Origin of the sequence: Reyranella sp. (assembly GCF_004296935.1) — a bacterium.
Classification (GTDB): Bacteria; Pseudomonadota; Alphaproteobacteria; order Reyranellales; family Reyranellaceae; genus Reyranella.
On the sequence record NZ_SCVH01000043.1, the window covers coordinates 1 to 19532 of the forward strand.

Here is a 19532-nt window from a genome sequence, read left to right on the forward strand (position 1 = left end):
GGCGACGCAATCATGCACGGGGTTTGCGGTGAAGCACCTCCACCACCTGCCCCGGTAAACGATCCCACAGCCGAATCGCCTCTACTTTCTGTGCCGCACGGTGATTTTCCAGTCGCGTCCTGCAGGAAGTGGAATGGAACAATTACTGAGCGAACCGGACTAGGTGATTCTAGGGCCTCGATATCCGGAGTCGTCACCGAGGCCGACGTGTTTGAATACGCTGTGCGCGATCCCGGCGGCACTACGACTCGCGCTGGCGGCAAACTTACGGTCGCGCAGTACTTCGAATCTCTGCGCAAGGAAGTGGGCACTCGATTGTTGGCAACTGCCAACTGCCGAACCGGGGAACTGCAATTCCACTACGGAACTCGGCCGCCCCGAAAGGTAAAATTTCCTCTACCGCCCGGTACCGATGAGAGTTGTGCGTCTGGGATGCCACCTTTAATCGAGCAATTTCGGTTACTTTGCCCGACCTCAGCGAGCAAGGCCGAGCAAACACCACCGCCACCATCCTCTAGCGCCGCCGGTGCGCCGCAATCATCCAGTTCCGGCGTTCTTCCAGTTCCCGTCTCGCCCCAAGCTCCAAGAGAAAACTCGACAATCGTTGCGCCTGATTCACTCCTATCGTTTCGGGACCTTGGAGATATTCAAGCGCTCGAACGGTCCCGCATCACCGAGACCGCGAACCCAAGCGTGCCTATTGAAGTGCTGGTGCTTGTCGCGGCTGAACGCTTCAAGGTCGTTCTCGGCTGCACTAACGTTGGCTCTCGGCCGGATGAAGCGCGTCCTAGCGTCTATCTAGCTGGGCTGCCAGATGGACCCGCTAAATTTCGATGGGCTATTCTTTGGGGAGCAACCGGCAAGCGCGAACTATTCGGAGACGAAATCCAAGGACAAACAGTCAAAACGTCCGCAGGCGCTCTTATGAAGTTGGAATTGTCGGAGGCTCAGCGAGCAGAGTTAAGCGTGATAGTCGGTGGCTACCGTTCGGACTCGGACGGTTTCTATGTCGTGTGGCGCAATGCCAACGAGTCGGTGGGATTCAAGCTGAATCCGCTCCATGCAAAAGTCCGCCAAGAATATTTCAATATGATTATGTCTTGCAGCCCGAGCGCAGCCACAGCAATGGCTGCCGCGAAAGAAAAACAGCAACGAGAGGCAATGCTTGCCGAAATCGTAAACAATGCATGCCCATGCCGCGGATGGTTCCAAATGGCGGCGCGCTTGGGATTCTCAATCCCCGCCGCAGATAAGAATGCGATTGACGAAGCATCACAGGAAGCGAATCGCATCCGCTCGGGTCCGGATGACAGGAACAGAGCTTGGCGCGAGGACGGCTGGGCCTCCGATTGTTCGGCGCTGATCGAGAACCTAAAGCGCCAGTACGGTAGCGAGCCTAGTGTTGTGAAACCACGTGCCGAATCATGTCAGGCTATCGCTAGGCACTGGCGTACTCTGAAAAAGCAGTGAGCGATGCAGAATTTATTTTGCTCAGCGCCATACTCGGCGACGTTCGCCCTTGTCGAAGCGATGATGAAGGAGATGGGGTTCCGGATAGATAGCCGGGAGCCCAAGCAGGGAGTTCTGAAGACATCGAAGCGCTATCACGCACTCGCGCTCCCATGGGAACGACACTTGGTTTCCCTGCTCTTCAGCAACCAAACGGCGGGAGCCGAAGGCCCTATTGTGGTTCAAGTGAGCACTACCAATTGGCTGCCCGGCGCATCTGACCCGCTTCATGCAATTCCCAAGATCGAGGCGGCAGTCACACAGGGAATTGTGGCTGTGGTCGAGAAGGCTTTCCCGGGAAAAATCAGCCAGCAGGCCCCCGATAGCGCTGCCTCGGGGATTCCGTCCATGGCACTTCCAGAAGCGGCGCTAGCCACCGAAAATCGATCACCCGCCTCTGGTCCCGTTGCGCCGCCTCAAATGGCGCTGGATGGCCAGACCGACGTAGGTCCTATAGCAACGGAAAGTGGAAAGAAGTCCAACTCAGCTTCTTCGAAGACTGCTTTGATTGGAATCATCGCCGCCATAGCTGGCTTGGCGCTGGTCATCGTTCTCACCACTGGTAATTCCACCCATCCCAAGAGAGCATACTACTGCATTGGCATCCTCAGTTGGGCGCAGTCGGCCGCCGCCCTTGGGAAGGCCGAGCACTATCAGCAGCGGGAGCTGCTGGATGTTGCCAGCAATGCTGGGAAAGTTTTTCGCGCCACCGCGAAGGATTTGACGGCCGTAGACCTGTCCGACGCTGACGAACGAGTTCGGAGGTGGGCTGCTCTATTCGGGACGACAGGAGGTGGTGCGTGGAACGGCCGAAAAATTTCTGGAACCGATCTGGCCGAAATTGATTCCTGCTTCTCAGAATTTAAGTAAAGAGATCAATAGGGGAATACCAGTCGCTCTGCCGAGACCAGCGTAGAAAGCCTGCGCGGAGTCCGACGTTCTGTTCAATGGGGTACAGAAATCCCCTGAAAAATCCATCCGCCGGGACCCAGCATTTTGGGGCTCCAGACAGGTCCGTCACACCTTGCTCGCTCCCGTACGGAAAACAACTGATTTCCGCACCCTAGGGTAGGGACACCCTTTGGAGGCGGCATGGCTAAGCGAGTGGCGGTCTACGTCCGGGTCTCGACCGGGAGCCAGACGGTCGAGAATCAGGAACGGGAGCTTCGGGCGGTGGCAGCCCAAGCTGGGTGGCGGATCACCAAGGTCTATGCCGACCGGGCGATCTCCGGGGGCAAGTCTCGGGAAGAGAGGCCCGCCTTCCGGGAATTGTGCGACGATGCGGTCCGAAGAAAATTCGACACCGTCGCCGCATGGAGTATCGACCGCCTTTCGCGGAATCTCCAAAACCTGCTCGACTTCGTTGCAGAACTTCAGGCGCTGGGGGTCGGCCTGTATCTGTATCGGCAAAACATCGACACCTCGACGCCGGCCGGCCGAGCGATGTTCCAAATGTGCGGGGTGTTCGGTGAACTGGAAAAGTCCGTGAACCGCGAGCGTGTCGTGGCCGGGCTGGACCGGGCTCGGGCGGAAGGCAAGAAGCTCGGCCGACCCCGGATCGATCCGGAGATCGAAGAGCGCATTAAGGCGGCGCTCATTGCCGGTGATAAAGGGATTAAGAAGATCGCAAAAACTCTCGGTGTCGGCACTGGTACGGTCCAACGGGTGAAGATGACCCTCACGGTATAGAGGTTGCCACCAACGTGTACGGTTGTTCTTGCGCGGGACGATGCTACCGTGCACGTCCAAACGCGGGGGGCGAACGTGGAATCGGAAACTGTCTCAGTTCAAAAACTATTTCAGGACCGTCGGCAGTTTCGAGTGCCTTTCTTCCAACGCAAGTACGTTTGGAATCGTGACGACCAGTGGGAACGCCTGTGGCAGGACATCTCCGGTAAGGCAGACAGTCGAGTCGCCGGCAAACCAACTACCCCGCATTTCCTCGGTGCTACCGTTGTGGAACCGCAACTGCGCACCGGCCTTCTCGGCGTCGATGCCTTGCACATTATCGACGGCCAGCAACGCCTCACGACACTTCAATACGTGCTGGCGGCCCTCGCCATCAATTTGCGTAGCCTTAGTCAGGGCACCCTCCTTACCATCGTCAACGGCTGTCTCCTGAACGGCAACGAATCGACCATGACCGATCCGGGGATGGAGGTGTTCAAGGTCTGGCCGACGTTCCGGGATCGAGAGATGTATCGGCTAGCGATGACAGCGGAGTCGCTTGAAGACCTGCGGTCTCGGTTTCCCGACAGCTTCACCCAAGGCGGGTCGCTAAGGAAGATTGGCATCGATCACTCGCCCCCGCTGGAAGCAATCTGGTACTTCGCTACGGAAGCCGAGGCGTGGATCAAGCAAGAGGATGAGTCCGCCAAAATCACCCATCGGGCTATGGCCTTGACGGAGTCCGTGCTGACCGATCTTCATCTGGTTTCAATCTCACTTGGCACGAAGGACGATGCTCAAGTCATATTCGAAACGCTGAACGGCCACGGTGCTGAACTTCACGCGACGGACCTGATCCGGAACTTCGTCTTCATGCGAGCGGATCGGGAAAACGCCGACCCGAAGCTCCTGTACGACAATCTTTGGACTCCGCTGGAGGGCGACTTCTGGTCGGAGGACCAGCGGCGAGGACGCCTCGTACGGCCCCGGCTTGAATGGTTCATGCACTCGGCTCTGCAATCGGAGACGACCGAAGAGATCGACGTAAGCCGGCTGTATGTTGCCTACAAGGCTTTTGCCGGCGCAGGCGAGACGGCTAAGCCCGCGAAGGCCCAGCTTGAAATTCTGAACAAGCTCGCCGGCCACTACCAGCAACTCATATCCGGTATCGGCGCGAAACCTATCGCGCGATTCGGATACAGGACGCGGGCTTGGGATGCCTCGACTACCCATTCCGTGGCCCTACGGATCGCAACCTCATCAATGTCTGCGGCAGACCAGTTAAGCGCATTCGAGGCCATCGAATCTTACCTCGTTCGCCGGTCCATCTGCGGACTCACCACCAAGAACTACAACAACATATTTTCTTCTCTTCTGAAGAAGACTGCCGAGGAGGCCACCATCACGGCCGCCGGCATTCGCTCGGCTCTCGCCTCACTCGAAGGAGACGCTTCGCGCTGGCCAACCGACGCAGAGTTTCTGAAAGAGTGGGTAGACGGGCCAGCTTACTACGGCCGGCTCGACGCTCAGCGCATCAAGGCCGTGCTGATTGCGCTCGAAATCGGAATGCGCCCCGGACAATCCGAAGAGCAGTTGCCCGTGAATCTGGAGGTGTTGGACGTAGATCACGTCCTTCCCACCCATTGGTTCGAGTATTGGCCGCTCGGCGACGGATCACAGGCGACTTCGACGGAAGCGCAGGAGGCGTACCACGCCCACCTATCCGGGCTTCCTCTGACGAACCGGCTCGGAGCGATATACGAACGAGAGGCCGCCAAATCCACGATGGGCAATCTGACGCTGCTCCACTATGGCGCGAACAGGTCGCTCCAGCACCATGCCTTCCCGGAGAAGAAGGCAAAATTTTTCGAAGTCTCAAATCTTCATCTGAACCGTTTTCTGATGGTCGCATCCGACTGGAACGAAGCGGAAATTCGGGGCAGAGCCCAGAAGACGTTCGATGTCGCCCGGAAAATCTGGCCCGGCCCGTCGAACTGATTCAACATACCTGTAGGTGATACTGGAGTTCACAATGTCGAACGAGAAGAATTTCGAAGAGTTTTCGGCAATTACGGCACTCATCTTGGGTAGATCATTTAGCAATTTTCCAATCGCCTCAGACATCGACTTCAATCGTATTGCGCAGTCGATGGGGTTAAGTGACATACAGGCGAAATTGGAGTCCGGGCGAGTATTTCAGGTCGTCGCGGCTCACACCCTGAAGTGGCTAATGGACAATGACTATGTCCGTGCGGCTGGCGTGCTCCCACGAGATCGAGTGTCAATTACAGATAAGGGCCTAGCTGGAATGCGAGCGAAGTCTGGAACCGGAATTTCGTTTGGAGAGGAGATTGAACAGAAAAGCACGGGCGCGAATACGAGTGAAGGCCGCCGAAACCTCGCAGAGGTCATCGGTTCCTTTGTCGGCTCTGCCGCTGGCTCGTTCACGAAGAGCTTGTCCGGCGGCTAAAGGCCCGCGGGAAATGTGCGCGCTTTTTCCAATCCGCCGGAAATGGATAGGCAATTTTAGAGAATATTGTCGGGGGTTTTGATAATCGCCGATAGATTCCGGCTGGCGCTCGATCCACCGGTCGGTCCGTAGATCGAGACCTAGCGCCTCCGGGCTGGTCGTGCCGGAAGAGACCGATCTCGATTTGCAATCGGCCGAGCTTTCGGCGGACCGCGTGCCGGTGTCTTCCACGTCGCGACGCGCCAGACATCGGCCGGACCGTGACCGGGCCCGGGTGAGCAGTCGCTTTGCCCTCCGGGCCGCGCTAACCAATCCGAAGCTCTCCAACCCTGCTCTTGCCGGAACAGATATCTATACACCCCCCCCTTAGTTTCCCCAGACCATGTCCAATCAACCAGATTTACCAAGTTCCATATCCGGACCAAGGATTGTTCGAAGATACTCAATTGATGCTCTGCGCCTCGGGCAGTCACTAGCTTCTGTTTCCGGTTCTTCATTCTCCGAACGCCGAGCCTGATGGTAAGTCGGATCGGATTACCCTTCCGGTTCCTAAGAGCGGCTTGGAGTTCGACCCATCGAAGCTTCTCCTCCGGAGTAGTCAACGAGTGGTGTTGCCAGTCCGGCTTCCGATTGTGCTTCGGTGCGGTAATAGCGGAGTCGAGCGCGTACGACAGCCATGTTGTTGGGCCGTCCGAATCGTCATTGAGGCGATCCCGGAGTTGGTCCGCCGAGAAGCTACGGAGCCCACTACACCGAGCCCTCAGAGTATTCTCGGCTTCCCCCAGCCTCTCCGATGGTCCAATCAACGCCGCATGAACATGGACCATGACTCGCCCATTTGGCTTTAGAGCGAAGTCGAAACCTCCGACCAAAGCGCACTGTTCCAGTTGCCGTTCATATAGCTTGCTCAATATGACCCGCTGACGCTCGACGGTCTCGGCAACCTCGCACTCGGAAACATCCAAGAGATTGAGTGTCACGCGCCGGACGTTCGTGAGGTCCGAGTTCGATAGGTCTCGTACGTCCTTGGCCAGCGTCCGGGCGGTTTTGCGCTTCCACCTATCACAGCAATGCCGACAGATATGCTGGCCACACCGATAACGGGCTGGGGTTCCCCACGCATTATAAGAGCGTCCGTTCCAAGTCCCGCAGGCACCAAGCATTCCAATGGCCCGTTTCGCCGCCGGGCTGGCCGTGGTCCAAAACGGAAGGAGCGCCGCGACCACCTCCCGGTGCGCCTTAGACTGGAGCACCAGCGGCGGATCGGCTGATCGGTATTTCCTCGATCCAGCCCTATCTGTCTCTAAGATTCGCTCGGCATTCGACACCGCAACTCTGATGCTCCAAAGAAATCGCCCCGGCTGAGGCACCAGCCGGGGCGAAAAGCGTCGAGGTCGCGTTGCGGTCGCGTGGTTCGACGAGGAACCCTAGTCAGACGTATACACTTACATCCGCCATTCCATTGCGACCGCTGTCCTCGCCGATATGCCTTCGGCTCCCAGTATGTAGGTCGGTGGAGTCACAGACCCAAATGGTTCAGTTAGTCCCGGTGTAGGCCGCGCAGCGTGCGCTCGACGATCCGCGGATGCCGATTCGCCAGCCCACGTAACCGATGCTCAAGCGCTCCCATCAGCACATCTGAATCCGGATCGCGGGTGCGTTGCTCCGCGAGCTTGATTGCAGCCAACAGCCCCGTGATCTTGACAGCACGCTGCCTTGCCACCCTGAACCCGATCACTGTCGTCTCGCCTCCATGAACCCGGGGACGACCTCGCTTCCGCTTGCCCACGCCTGCTTCCCCGGCCATTGCCATTCTCCAATTTCGTTAACGATATTTAGGCCGAAGCCAGCTTCGCGATCAGGGTGTTCAGTGCAACGCGAAGATAATCTTCTTGGTTGTCGTCAGGCACAGGCCGCAGGACTCGCACTTCGGGGTGTCGCCGGTCTCCGCTGGGCAGGTGATCGCGCCGTCGGCGTGTCTGCCGCGGGGCGCTGCCTCCATCACCTCCGTCGAACGTTCGCCCTCCGCTCCACTGAAACGAACCTTAAAGCGGTCCCATTCGCGAGAGGCGTCGTCGATGATCTTGCCAATCGGCGTCGACTTCGGCCACGCAGTGAATCCGAAACAGTGCAACCCCGGTCGCCGTCGGACCTGATCCACCCAGAACCGAGCGTATCCTTCATCGAAGAAGTCGCCCAGTTGGTGAAGACGCACGCTGATCCGGCTGAAGCGCGACAGCAGAATCCCGATCTCCGCCTCCAGCTTGGGGATCAGATGCTCGTCGGGACGAACCCGGATAGTGAAGCGTTGGCGGTTTCCGTAACAGGAACGCCACTGCTCACATGATCTGGGGCAGGTCGAACGCTCTGGCAGGCTGAGTGTGACTATCCGAGTGCCCCGCCAGCCCTTCTCCCACAGGCCGCCGATCTTGGAGTTCATTTCGCCCGGAATCAGGATGCGAGCCAGGTCGCGGGCCGAGAACACTCGCGATGTGAACAGCGGCTCGCCGTTGACCACCGCGCGATGGTTTTCCGGCAGAATGCGGGGTTTACCGCCGGGCTTGAAATCGAACCGGCTCCTCACTGAAGCCTCCCCAACTCGATGAGGAAGCGCCGGTTCAGGGCCGGCTCCAGCGGTTCGCGCGTTCCGTCCGGTCCCACTAGAAACAGCGTCAGAGTCGGCGGAATGTCGAGGATGACCTTCTTCCGGCAGGAGTTACCCTTGGCCGTTCTAGCGATCCGTAGGATGCCTTTGACACCCCCAGCGTTGACGATGTGCGTCAGAAGCTCCTCGACGTTAACCTTGCCATCGGCGCAGTAGGCATCTCGGGCAACTCGGATGGCCTTACCATAGAGGGAGATTCGTTCCCGGCTCGGGTAACTAGCGCGATGTCGTCTCCACAGAACTGACGCGACTTCACGGGCCTCCCAATCTTTTCCCTTGCAGGCGATCTCCTTGGCTTGCGGATCGGCATTCTTGAACGCCTCCCACGCCGCTGGGTCATTGTGCTGAATCTCCAGCATCTGGACCCCCGCGCTGATGATCTTGGCCGAGCCGCTTCTATCGGCTTCTTCCGACCGGATCATCGATTTGAGGATGCCGGACACGTCGGCGTCGATCTGTTCGAGCTTCCGACGATTGTCAGCCGGGCTGACATTGGGCTGGGTGCCCAATTCTACTACGCTATCCATGACTACGCCTTTCGGTTCGCGGCACCGTCGCGGAGGTATCGACCTCCCCACGCCCTCGCTGGGCACGACGGCTCGAAACGATTTCGAGCAATTTCGGCTGATCTACTTTTCGGGGACTTCAGTCAAGCAGACCGGAATAAAGATTCAAATGGTCGGCTGTATACGACTCGATGTTGCATCGAAGACACATGCCGGCGCCCCGACTTCCGGGCATCATGGTTACATGGCCTACCCGTCTCTGTCTGTCGTCGTTACATCTCTGCACCATATCGCCGATGCACTAGACCAGTTCAAACCCGACTTCGTCGTTTCGATATTGAGCGCGAAGGAGAGATCGCAGTTCCGAGCGCCCCAGTTTGGGAGCCGGCGGGTTCTCAAACTCGACTTCGAAGATTCCGAGAGAGCGGACAACGCGCTCGGGCCAACCCGAAGCGATATCGAGCGGCTCATTGCATTTGCCCGGGAAGAGTGGCGAGGCCGAGGTCCAATGTTATGCCAATGCCGGGCCGGCGTCGCTCGATCCTCAGCGGCTGGCCTGATTGCGGCGGCAGTGCTTCGCCCCACCCATCCGGAGTTCCTTGCCCGAGTTGCCCGGGCGAAGGCGTACTTCAAGCCGAACACCACAATGCTTCGGCTCGCCGACGATGTGCTCGGCACGAGTCTGGTCGAGCTTGTACGTGGTCTTCCGCCCCCGGACCGGCGGGACGAATGGGGTCCAGCATACGTGCCCCTCGACCGGTAAGTGGTTCGGATAGAGGCCGCCCTATGCGGAAGCCATCCAGACTCTGCCTCAAGAAGGCCCTCCGCAGCCGTTCCGGGACTCGTAGGACGCAATTTGGGCGTCCGGACGGACTTGGGGTCCTCCCGGCGAGAATTGATCCTACAAGGTCCAAATTGCCCCTGTGGATTCGAAACCTCGCCCGTATAGGGTAGGAGGTCTCGAAATGCTCGATCAGCCGAATCCCCTGCTCCACATTGTGGGCGAAGTGATCCGCCCAGAACGCGGCCGGCACATGGTGTTCACCTACGACGAAGCAATGGACGACGGCGTCGTCCGGGCCCGATGCCCCGATCCCAAGTTCGTTTGCACAGCCCGGTGCACGGGTCGCCGAATCATCTTCGGGCCAACCGGCGCGAGCGTAATTCATGCGCTCGGCCGGGAGGTCTACGGTGCCGTGTGGGAAGTCGATGCCGCCGGTTTGGCGGGGCTGGATGCCAGCATGGGCGCACCCGGCGTTAAGGAGCGGCGCGGCGCGTTTGTCAGAACGTCCGAGGGGCGACTGTTGGTGACGGACATCTACGCGCTGACAAATCCCGAACTCGGCGAACCGGACCCCGCATTGGTTCTCCGGATTGCGGAATTGGGAGGTCGCCTCGGATTCCCCATCGGCTACAAGGAGCAAATCAGAGGTTGGCTCGGTGCGTCCATTCACTGAGCCGTTAAGCCTTACTCCGTCGATTGGCTTCACTAAGTGCCAGCACGAGCGGATCGGGCGATGGCCCAATCTGGCGCGTTCGACTGGGTGCAACCCTCTCTTCGCACGTACACTAGAAAGCGCATGTATGATGGTTCCCGGCTGGGGAGTATCCATGGAAAAGATCGTGACCATCCTGACGCAGATCGGGGCCTTCACTGGCTTCGTCGCGTTCGTGTTCAAGGCGTATGAGTTCTGGCGAGACCGGCGGCCAAGCCTGCGGATCAGCACCTCGTTCACTTCCGATCCTAACCGGGGCAGCACGATCCTGATCCTGAACTCCTCCAAGGTCGGAACCACGATCAACTACTACACACTGGAAGCCCTTCCTCCGTCGTGGCTGAGGCGGCGGGGTTGGTGGCGTCGGTTCCCCGAGGGGCACGATCACGTCGAGTTCACCCTTGAGGCCGAACATGTGAAGATTGAAGTTCCCGGGTACGGTCAAGGGATGATCAAATTTTCGGAGGCCGATCACTTCCAATGGGGGGTGAAGCGCACCGATGACCTGTATCTCCGTGTCTGGACCTCGACCCGGGAGGCCCCGTTCAGTTTCTTGGTCGCCCGAGCCGGGGGCAGTTAGAGCCGCTAGGGAGCCCGTACAGCGCGATCCTGAGTTTCTTGGCCGCGTAGAGCGTCAAAAATATCCTGTTCGCCTCTCTAAGGCTCCCAGAACGCATCTATTGAGGAGGTTGAGTTTGACTAGGCTTCGGAATGTGGCAGCCGCCTTGAGCGTCATCTCGCTCCTTTTACTAACACTGCCAGCAACGGCTGGGCCTTCCCGGTCCGACGAGCGCGAGGCCGCCGTCGTCCTGTTCAAGCGTAGCCTCTACATTCTCGGCGCGGCGGCCTACTGCGATAAGCGGATCGGAAGGAATCCGGAACTCATTGAAGCCGCAGCGGCGTGGAACAAGCGCAACATAGCGACCATGGAGCAGATCATCGCCGTCCTGAAAGCGACCGGGGACCTGTCGAAGGACGAGAAAGACCAACTCGACAAAAATGGCCTAGTCGAGGTTCGCACTGCCATGAAGAGCAAGACAGATTGCGACCGGCATCGGGCCGATCTGGAAGGCCAGAAACTTGAACTCGCAACCAACCCCAACACACGAGACCCAACCCGTGCCGTACAAGGCGCATCCCTAGTACAGGCAAAGCTAGTTTGGGTAATTCTGTCGATGGACATCGGGCAGAAGTCCCCCGTTCAAATGACGTTCAGAAATCCAGACCGCCCTCAGGAATCAATGGACGAATGTCGCAAGTCTCTCAAGGCACTGGAGCCTGAACTGATCAAGGCTGCACGTGAGAAAGAGCCAATGCTCAAGTCCGCCAAGTTTGTCCGTGCGGAGTGTATCCTCTCGACGGATGACCCACTCCGGCCGAAGTGAATGTCTATAGACCTCGTCACTACTTGATGAAGGTATTGCGGACCCGCTTGGACACCAACATGTACCAAGTCCAGATGCCCGCCGCGATTGCCATGGGAATCACTTGGCCCAACTGAGTTAGCACCGGGCCTGCGGGCACACTCGTTGCACTCACGACTACAAAGGCGTCTATAAGTGGCAACAAGATCGCCGCTACCGCTTGCGCAATCCAAAGCCTAGGAAACGAGCGCAACTCACGAAACATGATCGTGGTCACGTAGACTACAAACGCAAGGAACGCCGCATTCAAGACAAGTTCAAACGTGACTACCCAATGAAGGTTCTTGGGTAGCTGGTTGTATACGTCGAGATCATCGATAATCGCCTTTAACACACGCAGGGCGCCGACGATCTGGCCGATTACGATCAGGATCAGCCATCCACCTAGCCCTCTGGGCTCCACGTAGCCGGTCCCGGTTCCCCCATCGGCAGTCGCGACCGCCGCTTTCGGCCTCCGACTCCTGACCACCGCGTAAATGACAATTGCGATGGGCACGAGAACAATCACCCAATGCCAAACCGAAAACGATCCCATCGTCTCCCCCGAAGACTCGTTCGAATACATTAGCCGCCACGAATTGCTGACACCAGACTCTATAGGCGATTGCAACCGTTGGTGGCTTGCTCCCGAAATGCTCTCGCACCACCATTTATAGATGCATTGGCTCCTTCTCTTGCTTCTAGTTCCTTACTCGGCCCTCGCGGGAACATGGTCGGGAGTTCCACGGATCGTGGATGGGGATACCGTCGTGATCGATGGGACCCGGCTTCGCTTCATCGCCATGGATGCATTCGAGATCGAGCAGGCTGTCAGAGGGATTCCGGCCTCTACGCGTGCGGGGTCGAGGCACCTATGCGCTGGCCGACCTGATCAGGGGGCGGATCATCACCTGTACCGGGGACAAACGGGATCGGAACGGGCGTCCGCTGGTGGTCTGCGAACTCGACGGGACCGACTTGGGCCGGGCGCTAATTCGGGCTGGCTGGGCAGTTCCCGAGTACGGACATCCGTACGATGCAGAATGGGATAAGGCCCGTATGGGCCGGCTTGGCGCTTGGGCTGGTACCTTTGTGACCTCTAGGGAGTGGCGCTCCGGGAAGCGTTAGAGCAACCACAACCCAAAATTGGTGGCTGCCCACAGGCCGCTGGAGGTAAATGGGTATGGCTATGCCCAATAACGAAGCGAACCTCATGGAGTCCCTCCCTTGAGTAGCCTTCAGCGTCCCGGCGTATTCAAAATCTCACTGGCCGACGAGGAACTGATCTCGCGTCGCGTGACCAGCGACAATCCCGAGGCAGAGCCGAACATCCTCGATTTCATCCCAACTGACCTCAAGGATTGGCTGATTACGCATCGATACGACCGCCCTCGGGGGATGGAAGTCCGATGCCGTCATTGCCGGGCGGTTGGGAAGATGCCCAATCATCGGCGTGGCTACGTCGTCCGATCCGACCATGGGCGCGGCCCCGGCATCCTCGTCGGCAACAAGTGCGGAGCGGACCATTACAAAGACGAATGGGGGATCATTACAGACGTTTGGGATCGGAAGGAGCGTCGGCGTCGCGCTGCCAGCCGATTGCAGGAGCTTGGCTTCCACTGGGAAGTGATCCGGACCGAACTCTTCCAGTTCTCGGATTCCCCGATGTGGGGGATTCACGACACGATCTCGCAGAACATCCGCGAGAAGCTGCCCCGCTTACAGGAGTTCATCAGCCGCACGCTATCGGAGCGCGGCGGAGACCTCTTCGTGATGGAACGGTTCCGGGACCTCAAGGCCGAGGAGAAGCAGTCAGACGACAAGAAGGAGCAAATCTTCAGGATGCGTGAGCGCGGCATGGGCTCCATCGGTGGTCGCGAGTTCGTCGTCGGAACCGGATCGTTGAAGGCGAGCTTCGAGGACTATCGAGCGAAGCTGATCGCCGAGATCGAATCCCTGCGGAAACTCGGCTCCGACCTCGGCACGGAAGAACTCGAAAAGCGGTTGCGCCGCGTCACGGCCCTCTTCAAGCAGATCAGAGCCGCCGTTGAACGCGTTCGGTCATTGCAACGGTTCGTCGATCCCGAGCACCTTCGCAGGCTCTGCCTTTGTGCGACGGATTGGAGCAAGCATCGTGACGGGCGCGATCAGTACACGTTCGACGGCAAGAACGTCATCTGGATCGAGCGCGATGGTCAGGGGCCGGTGAAATGTCCAATCCAAACCTTCGTGATTGCCCCGACGAAGCGGCTCCAGATGTATATCGGCCCATAGAGGCGCATATCCGGATGGCGCGCTGGCTACTAAGGGGTAGGTTGCACAAAGAAGAATCATGGGGAGAGGATGCAAGCTCTTATGGTGGCACTGATGTTGCCCCTCACATTGCTCAATGTCTTCGGCGGTATCGTTTCAGGTATTTGGCTGGCTGTTCTGGGACAGTGGTGGGCTATTGGAATTGGCTTGGCAGCAATCTTCGCGCACGTCTTCATTTCACCCGTTATGTTGCTTGGACTGGCTTTCGGCGCTCCAGCAGCAGCGCTTATTAATAGGGGGCAATACGTTCTAGCATTGCCGTTTGTCTTCCTTAGCCAGCTATTCACCTACGGCGTAATTGCGACGTGGTGTGTCGCGGCCTTCCATATCTTTATGTCACGTGCTGATCATCAGACTTACCTCCCCCTTCTGATTTGGTCTTACGGAGTTGCGGTGGGACCTTGGGGAGCACTTAGCGAACGGGAACGCCGGTCGGGTGGCGGCGAGGCTGGGCTGATGGCGACGTTCTTTGTGCAGATTGCCTACGTCGCTACGGCATTAGTTGTAGTCTTCGGAACGGCGTCTCCAATTACATGGCTGATGATCTTCCTTGGAATCATGCTGGTTGGCCTGTTGGCGCAGACGGCTTTCGCTGCCGCAATCATGTTCAGCCACAAGCCGGTGCGTTAGTCAGTGACTTCGAGAGTGCAGAGGTTTCGATGATCTGGCCATTCAAGAAAAAGCATGTGCCTATGCCGAAGCAGACAATTCCAGAGCCGCTATCAGCGGCTCGTCTTTTCAAGAAAACATTAAGCGAACAGATGCCAAATGGCCGCGCGCAGATTGTTATCGCGCTGTGGCATACACCCATTCACCTATCGGTATTTCGCAGGGCATTAACCGAGGAAGGAAACCACGAGGAATTTAGAATCGAGCATATGCTTCCTGTCTTAGAAGACCAGCTTCAGCGGGCCACAGGCGATATTGCGCCGCGACGCCTAGGCTGGCTGACATTGCCGGAATGCTCTACTATCTTTGCTACCCGGGAGCAGATGTCGCTCCAGCCGTGCAAGACGAGCTCGCAGACATCTTCGTCATGCTGGCCGATTCGATGTACGTCATCCCAAACATTGTCGAGCACAACGTGATCTGGAGCGAGCATGAGAAAGACCCATTCCGAGATGGATTGTTTACGACCAAGGACTACGCGATCAATTTCCTGACGCCTCCCTATCTTCGGAGCCATCCAAGCCTAAAGGCTTACGCTCAGGCAAATGGCGTCTACATCTCGTCTTAAGATTTTTTCTATGCATGGCCGGGAGTTCCATCGTTTGTTCCCGGCGCTGATGCCAGCTAGGCTCCGCTACTTGCGGATATTGGTGGGTTTCCACCTCGGAATAACGACGCCCTCGAATTTCACCTTCCCTATCTCCTCCGCCAAAGCGGCAAGCGAGATGTCCCCGTAGGTCTGCACTACGTCTCTGACAGAGTGGCCGGTCCATCGCGAGAAAATATCGGTCGGAATCTTCGCATTTCGACACGCCGTGATGTGCGTATGTCGGAAAGAATGGGCGTCCTGACGATACAGGTAGATGCTGTTCTCCTTGCGATACTTAGTAAACCAAGTCGAAAAGCGGCCGCCGGAGCGCTTCATCTTGTCGGGTTTGACGAGCGGGAACAGGCGCTCGTCTCCACATTCGCACTTATGCCATTTGAGGAATCGAATGAAGTCATCTCGAATTAGGGGATGCAGAGGTACTTCTCGCTTTGATCCAATATTCTTGACGTGCTGCTCGTCGCCCGCGTCCGTAATGCTTAGACCGATCTGTTCACCCACGTAGATTACATCCGAGACCCGAAGTTGAGCGAATTCGGAGAGCCGATTCCCATGGAGGAGCGACAGCACTGGCAACCACCAAGATGCTTCTCCGCCCCCAACCAAGGGGCGTTCGCCAGATGCCCACACTGGCGTTGCGAATAGCTTGTTGAGTGCTTCGGACGACCAGTCCAAACGCTCGACCGAATCATCCTCTAGCTCCAGTCGAATATCTCGAAACACATCGACGGACACCAATCTGTTGGCCTTCGCAAATGTGAATAGAGCAGAAAGCATGTTCCAACGCTTGCGCTTGGTCCCGTTCTTAACGGGCTCGGCAAGTACAGCGGCTTTGACCTTACGCACGTCGTCATGATCATACTCGTCGATTGCCTTGGTGCCACAGGCCACTTTCAGAACGCGCAGGGCTGTGTTCATATCTGAGCGACTTGAGGGGCGCACGCCCCGCTCTGTTGCCCATTGCTCGACTACCGCGTCCAGCTTGACCAACGCACGATTCGTCGTCACCTGCCCCGGAAGGACGCCCGCCGCGACCAGCTTCTGCGTAAGTTCACGAAGGTCGTGCCCGGGAATCCGAGAATTGACATATGCTGCCGTAACCTCGGGATCGAAACCCGCCAACGAGGGCATCTCGAACTCGAACATGATGGGCTGGATTGGCCGGGGCATACCCTGCTGCTCGCGCCAACTCGCGAGGTCTCGATCCGATTCGGCCATATACTGGCGGTAGAGGCGGGCGGTCGTAGCGTTCCATTCCCGTGCGCGCAGCGTCTTTTGCCAAGTTGTGCGCCCGGCGACAGGTCGCAATTCCTTCGGAATATCGCGCTTAAACAGCAGTCGACCGTCGCCGTGTGTCGTTACGTGTTGCATCTTGATCCACATTGCCCGCCCGCCAATCCGCAGCGTTTTCGTAGCGGCACAAGTGGAAACTGTTGCGCGATTTCAATGACTTCAAGGGCTTATGCGAGAATGGCGTCCCCGAGAGGATTCGAACCTCCGACCTCCGGTTTAGGAAACCGCTGCTCTATCCGGCTGAGCTACGGGGACGTGAGGCGGATATAGCATCCGGTCCATATGGCGTCTGCCATTTTTCAGGGTTCCAAATACGCAACCCGATTATGTGAGTCCGGCAACGTCACCTCGGCGGGATGGGAATCTTGCAGTGCTTCAGGATCTTCTCCAGCTCCCGAATGCCCTCTTCGTACCGGCCGGCTTGGCAGTCCATCATCGCCAGCTCGACCCGCGCCTTCTGGCCAGTGTGGAAGAGAGTCAGGACCGGCTCGTAGCGTACCCAAAGCATCTGGAGCTTCTGGCAATGCGCCATGAGCTCGGGCGACGCGGGCGGGGTCGACGTACAGCCGGACGCGCCGATGATGAACGCGGCCGTGGCCGCGAGCCGCGACGCCAGACGAACAACCATGGACATTTCATGCTCCCTTGCGGCCTCAGTCCAGCAACCCGTGGGCGCCGAACACGCCGGCGGCCGAGACCGTCGTGCCGATCAGCAACAGAAACGCGTGCGCCCGTTGAAGCCGCCGGAACGTGCCTGCCGGATCGGCCGCCACATGGCGGTGGAACCAGCCGCGCAGCAGCAGCGGCTCGACAACGAACAGGATCGCCATGAACAGCAGCCAGACGAGCGCCATCGCCGCCAGCCACCAGCCCGCCGGCTCGAGGAACCGGCTCCACGCGTCGAGACGCCAGACCATCCAGGCGCCGCTGAGGCCTGCCACCGGCACCGAGATCTTCACCTGGGCGGAGAAGCGATGCTCGATCGCCTCGAAAAGCGCGAAGCGGCGCGATGGCTCCTCGAGCGCAGCGATGGCCGGCAGGATCACCGCGGTGACGAACGCGACGCCGCCGAACCAGTGGATCACCGCCAGGACATGAATGGCCCGCGCCACGGTGAGATCGTCCATCTCATGCTGCCCCGCGGCGCCTAGGCGCGCCGCGTTGCGGCTGGCCGCGTCGCATCCCGCGCACCCGGCACCGCGGGCAGGCCCTGCGTCTCGAGCCACGCCGCGATCGCGGCCGGCTCGGCCGGCAGCTCGACGGCGAGCGGGCCGGCGAAGGCGCGCCAGCGATCGAGGTTGCGCGCCGGGACGCCGACCAGGACGGGAATGCCAAGGCCGGCCGCCTCGGCGATCGCGCCACGCAGGCCGCCGCCGTCGGCTTCGATCTTGCCGAACTTGTTGACGACCAGGAGGCGCGGTTCCTCGCTATGGAGGCTGTAGGCGACTGACTCGGCGAGGTCGGTCAGGAGGCTGACGTCGAGCCGGCAGCCGCGCGCCTCGCTGCCGCGATGCTCGGCGATGGCCGAGACCTCGCCGCTCGCGAGATCCTGCAGGAGCATGTCGCAGGGGTGTCGGCCCGGCAGGTCGGTGGACTCGAGCTGCAGCGCGCCCGCCAGGGCAACGCCGCGCTCGCGCAACGGCTCGATGGCGCGCGCGATCACGCGATCGGGATAGATGCCGTCGGCGTAGACCAGCGCGGCGATGAGGACTTCGGACATCGTTCAACTCCCCTTGTTCAACTCCGCTCACAGGTGCATTCGCCGCCGCAGCCCTCGTCCGCACTTTTGGCGTCGTGGCGCAGAGACCATTCGAGCATGTGTTTCAGGCAGGCCGTGCCGGCATCGTCAGCGCGCTCGAGCGCCGTCATGAGGGCGAGCCAGTCTTCATCCGAGGCAATTTGCGCAAAGCGGCGCGAGGCCCCCGCGGCGTATTCCCCGATATCTTCCCCGAACGGCCGTCCGGCCGCCTCGACCTGGACCATCAGGTTGAGATCTTCGAGCGCCACCAGCGTCTCGGCGGCATAGGCCTCGTCGCCCAGACGTTCGAGAACCTCACCCAGCACCATCGCCGCCTCCTACTGAACCAGCGGGCCGCGCGCGGCGGCGAGATCGACACCACTCACCTGGGCGCGTCCGGCCAGGATCGACACGTACTGCTGCTGGGCACGGCGGCGGACCACCTCGTCGAGATAGTCGGCGATGCAGTCGCGGACGAGATCGAAGGGCAGCACCTCGCCGTCGATACGGCGGTCGAGCCGCACGACGTGCAGGCCGTAACGGGTTTCGACCGGCGCGGGATGCACCAGCCCCGGAACCATGCCGCGCAAGGCCGTCTCGAACTCGGGAACGGTCTGGCCGGTGCTGACCTGGCCGAGATTGCCGCCCTGCTTCGACGAGGGGCAGGCCGAGTGAGCGGCGGCCGCGGCGGCGAAGCCGGCCGGGTCCTGCACCAGGTCGGCGATCAGCGCGGTTGCGGCCTCGCGGGCCTTGTCGCGAGCGTCCAGATCGTCAGGTGCCGCCACAAACAGGATGTGTGCCGCCTCGAACAGGTCGGGCGAACGGAAGCGGCGGCCGTTGGCATCGTAGTAGCGACGGCATGCATCTTCGTCGGCGCTCGGCACGACGACCTCGCGCTCGATCAGGGCGCGCAGGCGCGCCTCCTGCGGCGTCTCGCGGCGGCCTTCGCCGTCGTCGAGCGGCTCGGCCACGATCGAGAGCCGCTCGACTTCCTGCGACAGCAGCTCGCGGATCGCCAGCGCCCGCGCCGCCAACATCCAGGCCTGGTCCGGATCGGAGGCCTGGTGATGCTGGGTCTCGCGGGCGATCGCCGCACTCGGGATGATCACGCCGTTGACGCTGACCGGTTCGGGCCGGGTGAAGCGACGGCGGGCCGGGCGCGGCGCGACGGCGGATTGCAAGGTGCTCATGGCCT

The 19532-nt window shown here is 59.5% G+C and carries 21 protein-coding genes and 1 tRNA gene; 11 read left to right on the forward strand and 11 right to left on the reverse strand.

All coding sequences use genetic code 11. From position 1 onward, the window contains the following. Positions 1-207: 207 nt before the first annotated feature. From EPO55_RS05565 to EPO55_RS05585, 5 genes are all read left to right on the forward strand, one after another. Complete coding sequence (locus EPO55_RS05565) at positions 208-1470, forward strand: hypothetical protein (RefSeq protein ID WP_296335511.1); 1263 nt, start codon at positions 208-210, stop codon at positions 1468-1470. A 3-nt stretch (positions 1471-1473) separates the two neighbouring features. After that, positions 1474-2379: a hypothetical protein gene (locus EPO55_RS05570; RefSeq protein ID WP_296335512.1), complete on the forward strand. Its 906-nt coding sequence runs from the start codon at positions 1474-1476 to the stop codon at positions 2377-2379. A 222-nt stretch (positions 2380-2601) separates the two neighbouring features. Further along, positions 2602-3198 carry a recombinase family protein gene (locus EPO55_RS05575; RefSeq protein WP_296335513.1) on the forward strand — a complete coding sequence of 199 codons (597 nt, stop codon included), beginning with the start codon at positions 2602-2604 and terminating at the stop codon, positions 3196-3198. A 75-nt stretch (positions 3199-3273) separates the two neighbouring features. Then, entirely contained in the window at positions 3274-5175 is a 1902-nt protein-coding gene (locus tag EPO55_RS05580; RefSeq protein WP_296335514.1) for a DUF262 domain-containing HNH endonuclease family protein, read from the forward strand. Between the two features lie 34 nt (positions 5176-5209). Then, positions 5210-5647, forward strand: a complete 438-nt coding sequence (locus tag EPO55_RS05585; RefSeq protein WP_296335515.1) for a hypothetical protein — start codon at positions 5210-5212, stop codon at positions 5645-5647. Positions 5648-7187: 1540 nt separating this feature from the next. Here EPO55_RS05585 and EPO55_RS05590 read toward each other — a convergent pair. The 3 genes from EPO55_RS05590 to EPO55_RS05600 all read right to left on the reverse strand — a co-directional run bounded on the left by EPO55_RS05590 (position 7188) and on the right by EPO55_RS05600 (position 8839). Then, positions 7188-7385, reverse strand: a complete 198-nt coding sequence (locus EPO55_RS05590) for a hypothetical protein (RefSeq protein ID WP_296335516.1) — start codon at positions 7383-7385, stop codon at positions 7188-7190. A gap of 129 nt (positions 7386-7514) precedes the next feature. After that, positions 7515-8231 carry a hypothetical protein gene (locus EPO55_RS05595; RefSeq protein ID WP_296335518.1) on the reverse strand — a complete coding sequence of 239 codons (717 nt, stop codon included), beginning with the start codon at positions 8229-8231 and terminating at the stop codon, positions 7515-7517. Then, positions 8228-8839, reverse strand: coding sequence for a hypothetical protein (locus tag EPO55_RS05600; protein WP_296335520.1), 612 nt, complete (start codon positions 8837-8839; stop codon positions 8228-8230). The genes EPO55_RS05595 and EPO55_RS05600 overlap by 4 nt, the downstream gene beginning before the upstream one ends. A 944-nt stretch (positions 8840-9783) precedes the next feature. Between EPO55_RS05600 and EPO55_RS05605 the strand changes: the two genes are divergently transcribed. From EPO55_RS05605 to EPO55_RS05615, 3 genes are all read left to right on the forward strand, one after another. Beyond that, a complete protein-coding gene (locus EPO55_RS05605) occupies positions 9784-10275 on the forward strand; it encodes a gamma-glutamylcyclotransferase family protein (RefSeq protein WP_296335521.1) in 492 nt (163 codons plus the stop codon). Positions 10276-10429: 154 nt separating this feature from the next. Then, positions 10430-10894, forward strand: a complete 465-nt coding sequence (locus tag EPO55_RS05610; protein WP_296335522.1) for a hypothetical protein — start codon at positions 10430-10432, stop codon at positions 10892-10894. 145 nt (positions 10895-11039) lie between these two features. Beyond that, entirely contained in the window at positions 11040-11699 is a 660-nt protein-coding gene (locus tag EPO55_RS05615; protein WP_296335523.1) for a hypothetical protein, read from the forward strand. 19 nt (positions 11700-11718) lie between these two features. Here the strand turns inward: EPO55_RS05615 and EPO55_RS05620 are convergent, their stop codons facing one another. After that, positions 11719-12273, reverse strand: a complete 555-nt coding sequence (locus EPO55_RS05620; protein WP_296335524.1) for a DUF2569 family protein — start codon at positions 12271-12273, stop codon at positions 11719-11721. 671 nt (positions 12274-12944) lie between these two features. Between EPO55_RS05620 and EPO55_RS05625 the strand changes: the two genes are divergently transcribed. The 3 genes from EPO55_RS05625 to EPO55_RS05635 all read left to right on the forward strand — a co-directional run bounded on the left by EPO55_RS05625 (position 12945) and on the right by EPO55_RS05635 (position 15118). Next, positions 12945-13991 carry a hypothetical protein gene (locus tag EPO55_RS05625; protein ID WP_296335525.1) on the forward strand — a complete coding sequence of 349 codons (1047 nt, stop codon included), beginning with the start codon at positions 12945-12947 and terminating at the stop codon, positions 13989-13991. 81 nt (positions 13992-14072) lie between these two features. Then, entirely contained in the window at positions 14073-14660 is a 588-nt protein-coding gene (locus EPO55_RS05630) for a hypothetical protein (RefSeq protein WP_296335526.1), read from the forward strand. A 29-nt stretch (positions 14661-14689) separates the two neighbouring features. Beyond that, positions 14690-15118, forward strand: a complete 429-nt coding sequence (locus tag EPO55_RS05635; RefSeq protein ID WP_296335527.1) for a hypothetical protein — start codon at positions 14690-14692, stop codon at positions 15116-15118. 215 nt (positions 15119-15333) lie between these two features. Here the strand turns inward: EPO55_RS05635 and EPO55_RS05640 are convergent, their stop codons facing one another. From EPO55_RS05640 to EPO55_RS05670, 7 genes are all read right to left on the reverse strand, one after another. Beyond that, entirely contained in the window at positions 15334-16689 is a 1356-nt protein-coding gene (locus EPO55_RS05640; RefSeq protein WP_296335528.1) for a tyrosine-type recombinase/integrase, read from the reverse strand. A gap of 88 nt (positions 16690-16777) precedes the next feature. Further along, positions 16778-16854: transfer RNA gene (locus EPO55_RS05645), tRNA-Arg, on the reverse strand. Between the two features lie 88 nt (positions 16855-16942). Next, a complete protein-coding gene (locus tag EPO55_RS05650) occupies positions 16943-17227 on the reverse strand; it encodes a hypothetical protein (protein ID WP_296335530.1) in 285 nt (94 codons plus the stop codon). A 25-nt stretch (positions 17228-17252) separates the two neighbouring features. After that, positions 17253-17726 carry a hypothetical protein gene (locus tag EPO55_RS05655; protein WP_296335531.1) on the reverse strand — a complete coding sequence of 158 codons (474 nt, stop codon included), beginning with the start codon at positions 17724-17726 and terminating at the stop codon, positions 17253-17255. A 20-nt stretch (positions 17727-17746) separates the two neighbouring features. Further along, positions 17747-18319, reverse strand: a complete 573-nt coding sequence (locus tag EPO55_RS05660; protein ID WP_296335532.1) for a DUF2478 domain-containing protein — start codon at positions 18317-18319, stop codon at positions 17747-17749. Positions 18320-18336: 17 nt separating this feature from the next. Continuing rightward, positions 18337-18666 (reverse strand): hypothetical protein, encoded by a 330-nt coding sequence (locus EPO55_RS05665; protein ID WP_296335533.1) that lies wholly within the window; start codon positions 18664-18666, stop codon positions 18337-18339. A 9-nt stretch (positions 18667-18675) separates the two neighbouring features. Next, positions 18676-19527 (reverse strand): peptidylprolyl isomerase, encoded by an 852-nt coding sequence (locus tag EPO55_RS05670; protein WP_296335535.1) that lies wholly within the window; start codon positions 19525-19527, stop codon positions 18676-18678. Positions 19528-19532: the final 5 nt, after the last annotated feature.

What these genes read in the sequence shown, in the direction of transcription:
- EPO55_RS05570 (WP_296335512.1), top strand. Translation starts at nt 1,474, where the DNA reads ATGCAGAATTTATTTTGCTCAGCGCCATACTCGGCGACGTTCGCCCTT.
- EPO55_RS05610 (WP_296335522.1), top strand. Translation starts at nt 10,430, where the DNA reads ATGGAAAAGATCGTGACCATCCTGACGCAGATCGGGGCCTTCACTGGC.
- EPO55_RS05585 (WP_296335515.1), top strand. Translation starts at nt 5,210, where the DNA reads ATGTCGAACGAGAAGAATTTCGAAGAGTTTTCGGCAATTACGGCACTC.
- EPO55_RS05660 (WP_296335532.1), bottom strand. Translation starts at nt 18,319, where the DNA reads ATGTCCGAAGTCCTCATCGCCGCGCTGGTCTACGCCGACGGCATCTAT.
- EPO55_RS05670 (WP_296335535.1), bottom strand. Translation starts at nt 19,527, where the DNA reads ATGAGCACCTTGCAATCCGCCGTCGCGCCGCGCCCGGCCCGCCGTCGC.
- EPO55_RS05655 (WP_296335531.1), bottom strand. Translation starts at nt 17,726, where the DNA reads ATGGACGATCTCACCGTGGCGCGGGCCATTCATGTCCTGGCGGTGATC.
- EPO55_RS05575 (WP_296335513.1), top strand. Translation starts at nt 2,602, where the DNA reads ATGGCTAAGCGAGTGGCGGTCTACGTCCGGGTCTCGACCGGGAGCCAG.
- EPO55_RS05665 (WP_296335533.1), bottom strand. Translation starts at nt 18,666, where the DNA reads ATGGTGCTGGGTGAGGTTCTCGAACGTCTGGGCGACGAGGCCTATGCC.
- EPO55_RS05635 (WP_296335527.1), top strand. Translation starts at nt 14,690, where the DNA reads ATGATCTGGCCATTCAAGAAAAAGCATGTGCCTATGCCGAAGCAGACA.
- EPO55_RS05650 (WP_296335530.1), bottom strand. Translation starts at nt 17,227, where the DNA reads ATGGTTGTTCGTCTGGCGTCGCGGCTCGCGGCCACGGCCGCGTTCATC.
- EPO55_RS05630 (WP_296335526.1), top strand. Translation starts at nt 14,073, where the DNA reads ATGGTGGCACTGATGTTGCCCCTCACATTGCTCAATGTCTTCGGCGGT.
- EPO55_RS05620 (WP_296335524.1), bottom strand. Translation starts at nt 12,273, where the DNA reads ATGGGATCGTTTTCGGTTTGGCATTGGGTGATTGTTCTCGTGCCCATC.
- EPO55_RS05640 (WP_296335528.1), bottom strand. Translation starts at nt 16,689, where the DNA reads ATGTGGATCAAGATGCAACACGTAACGACACACGGCGACGGTCGACTG.
- EPO55_RS05600 (WP_296335520.1), bottom strand. Translation starts at nt 8,839, where the DNA reads ATGGATAGCGTAGTAGAATTGGGCACCCAGCCCAATGTCAGCCCGGCT.
- EPO55_RS05605 (WP_296335521.1), top strand. Translation starts at nt 9,784, where the DNA reads ATGCTCGATCAGCCGAATCCCCTGCTCCACATTGTGGGCGAAGTGATC.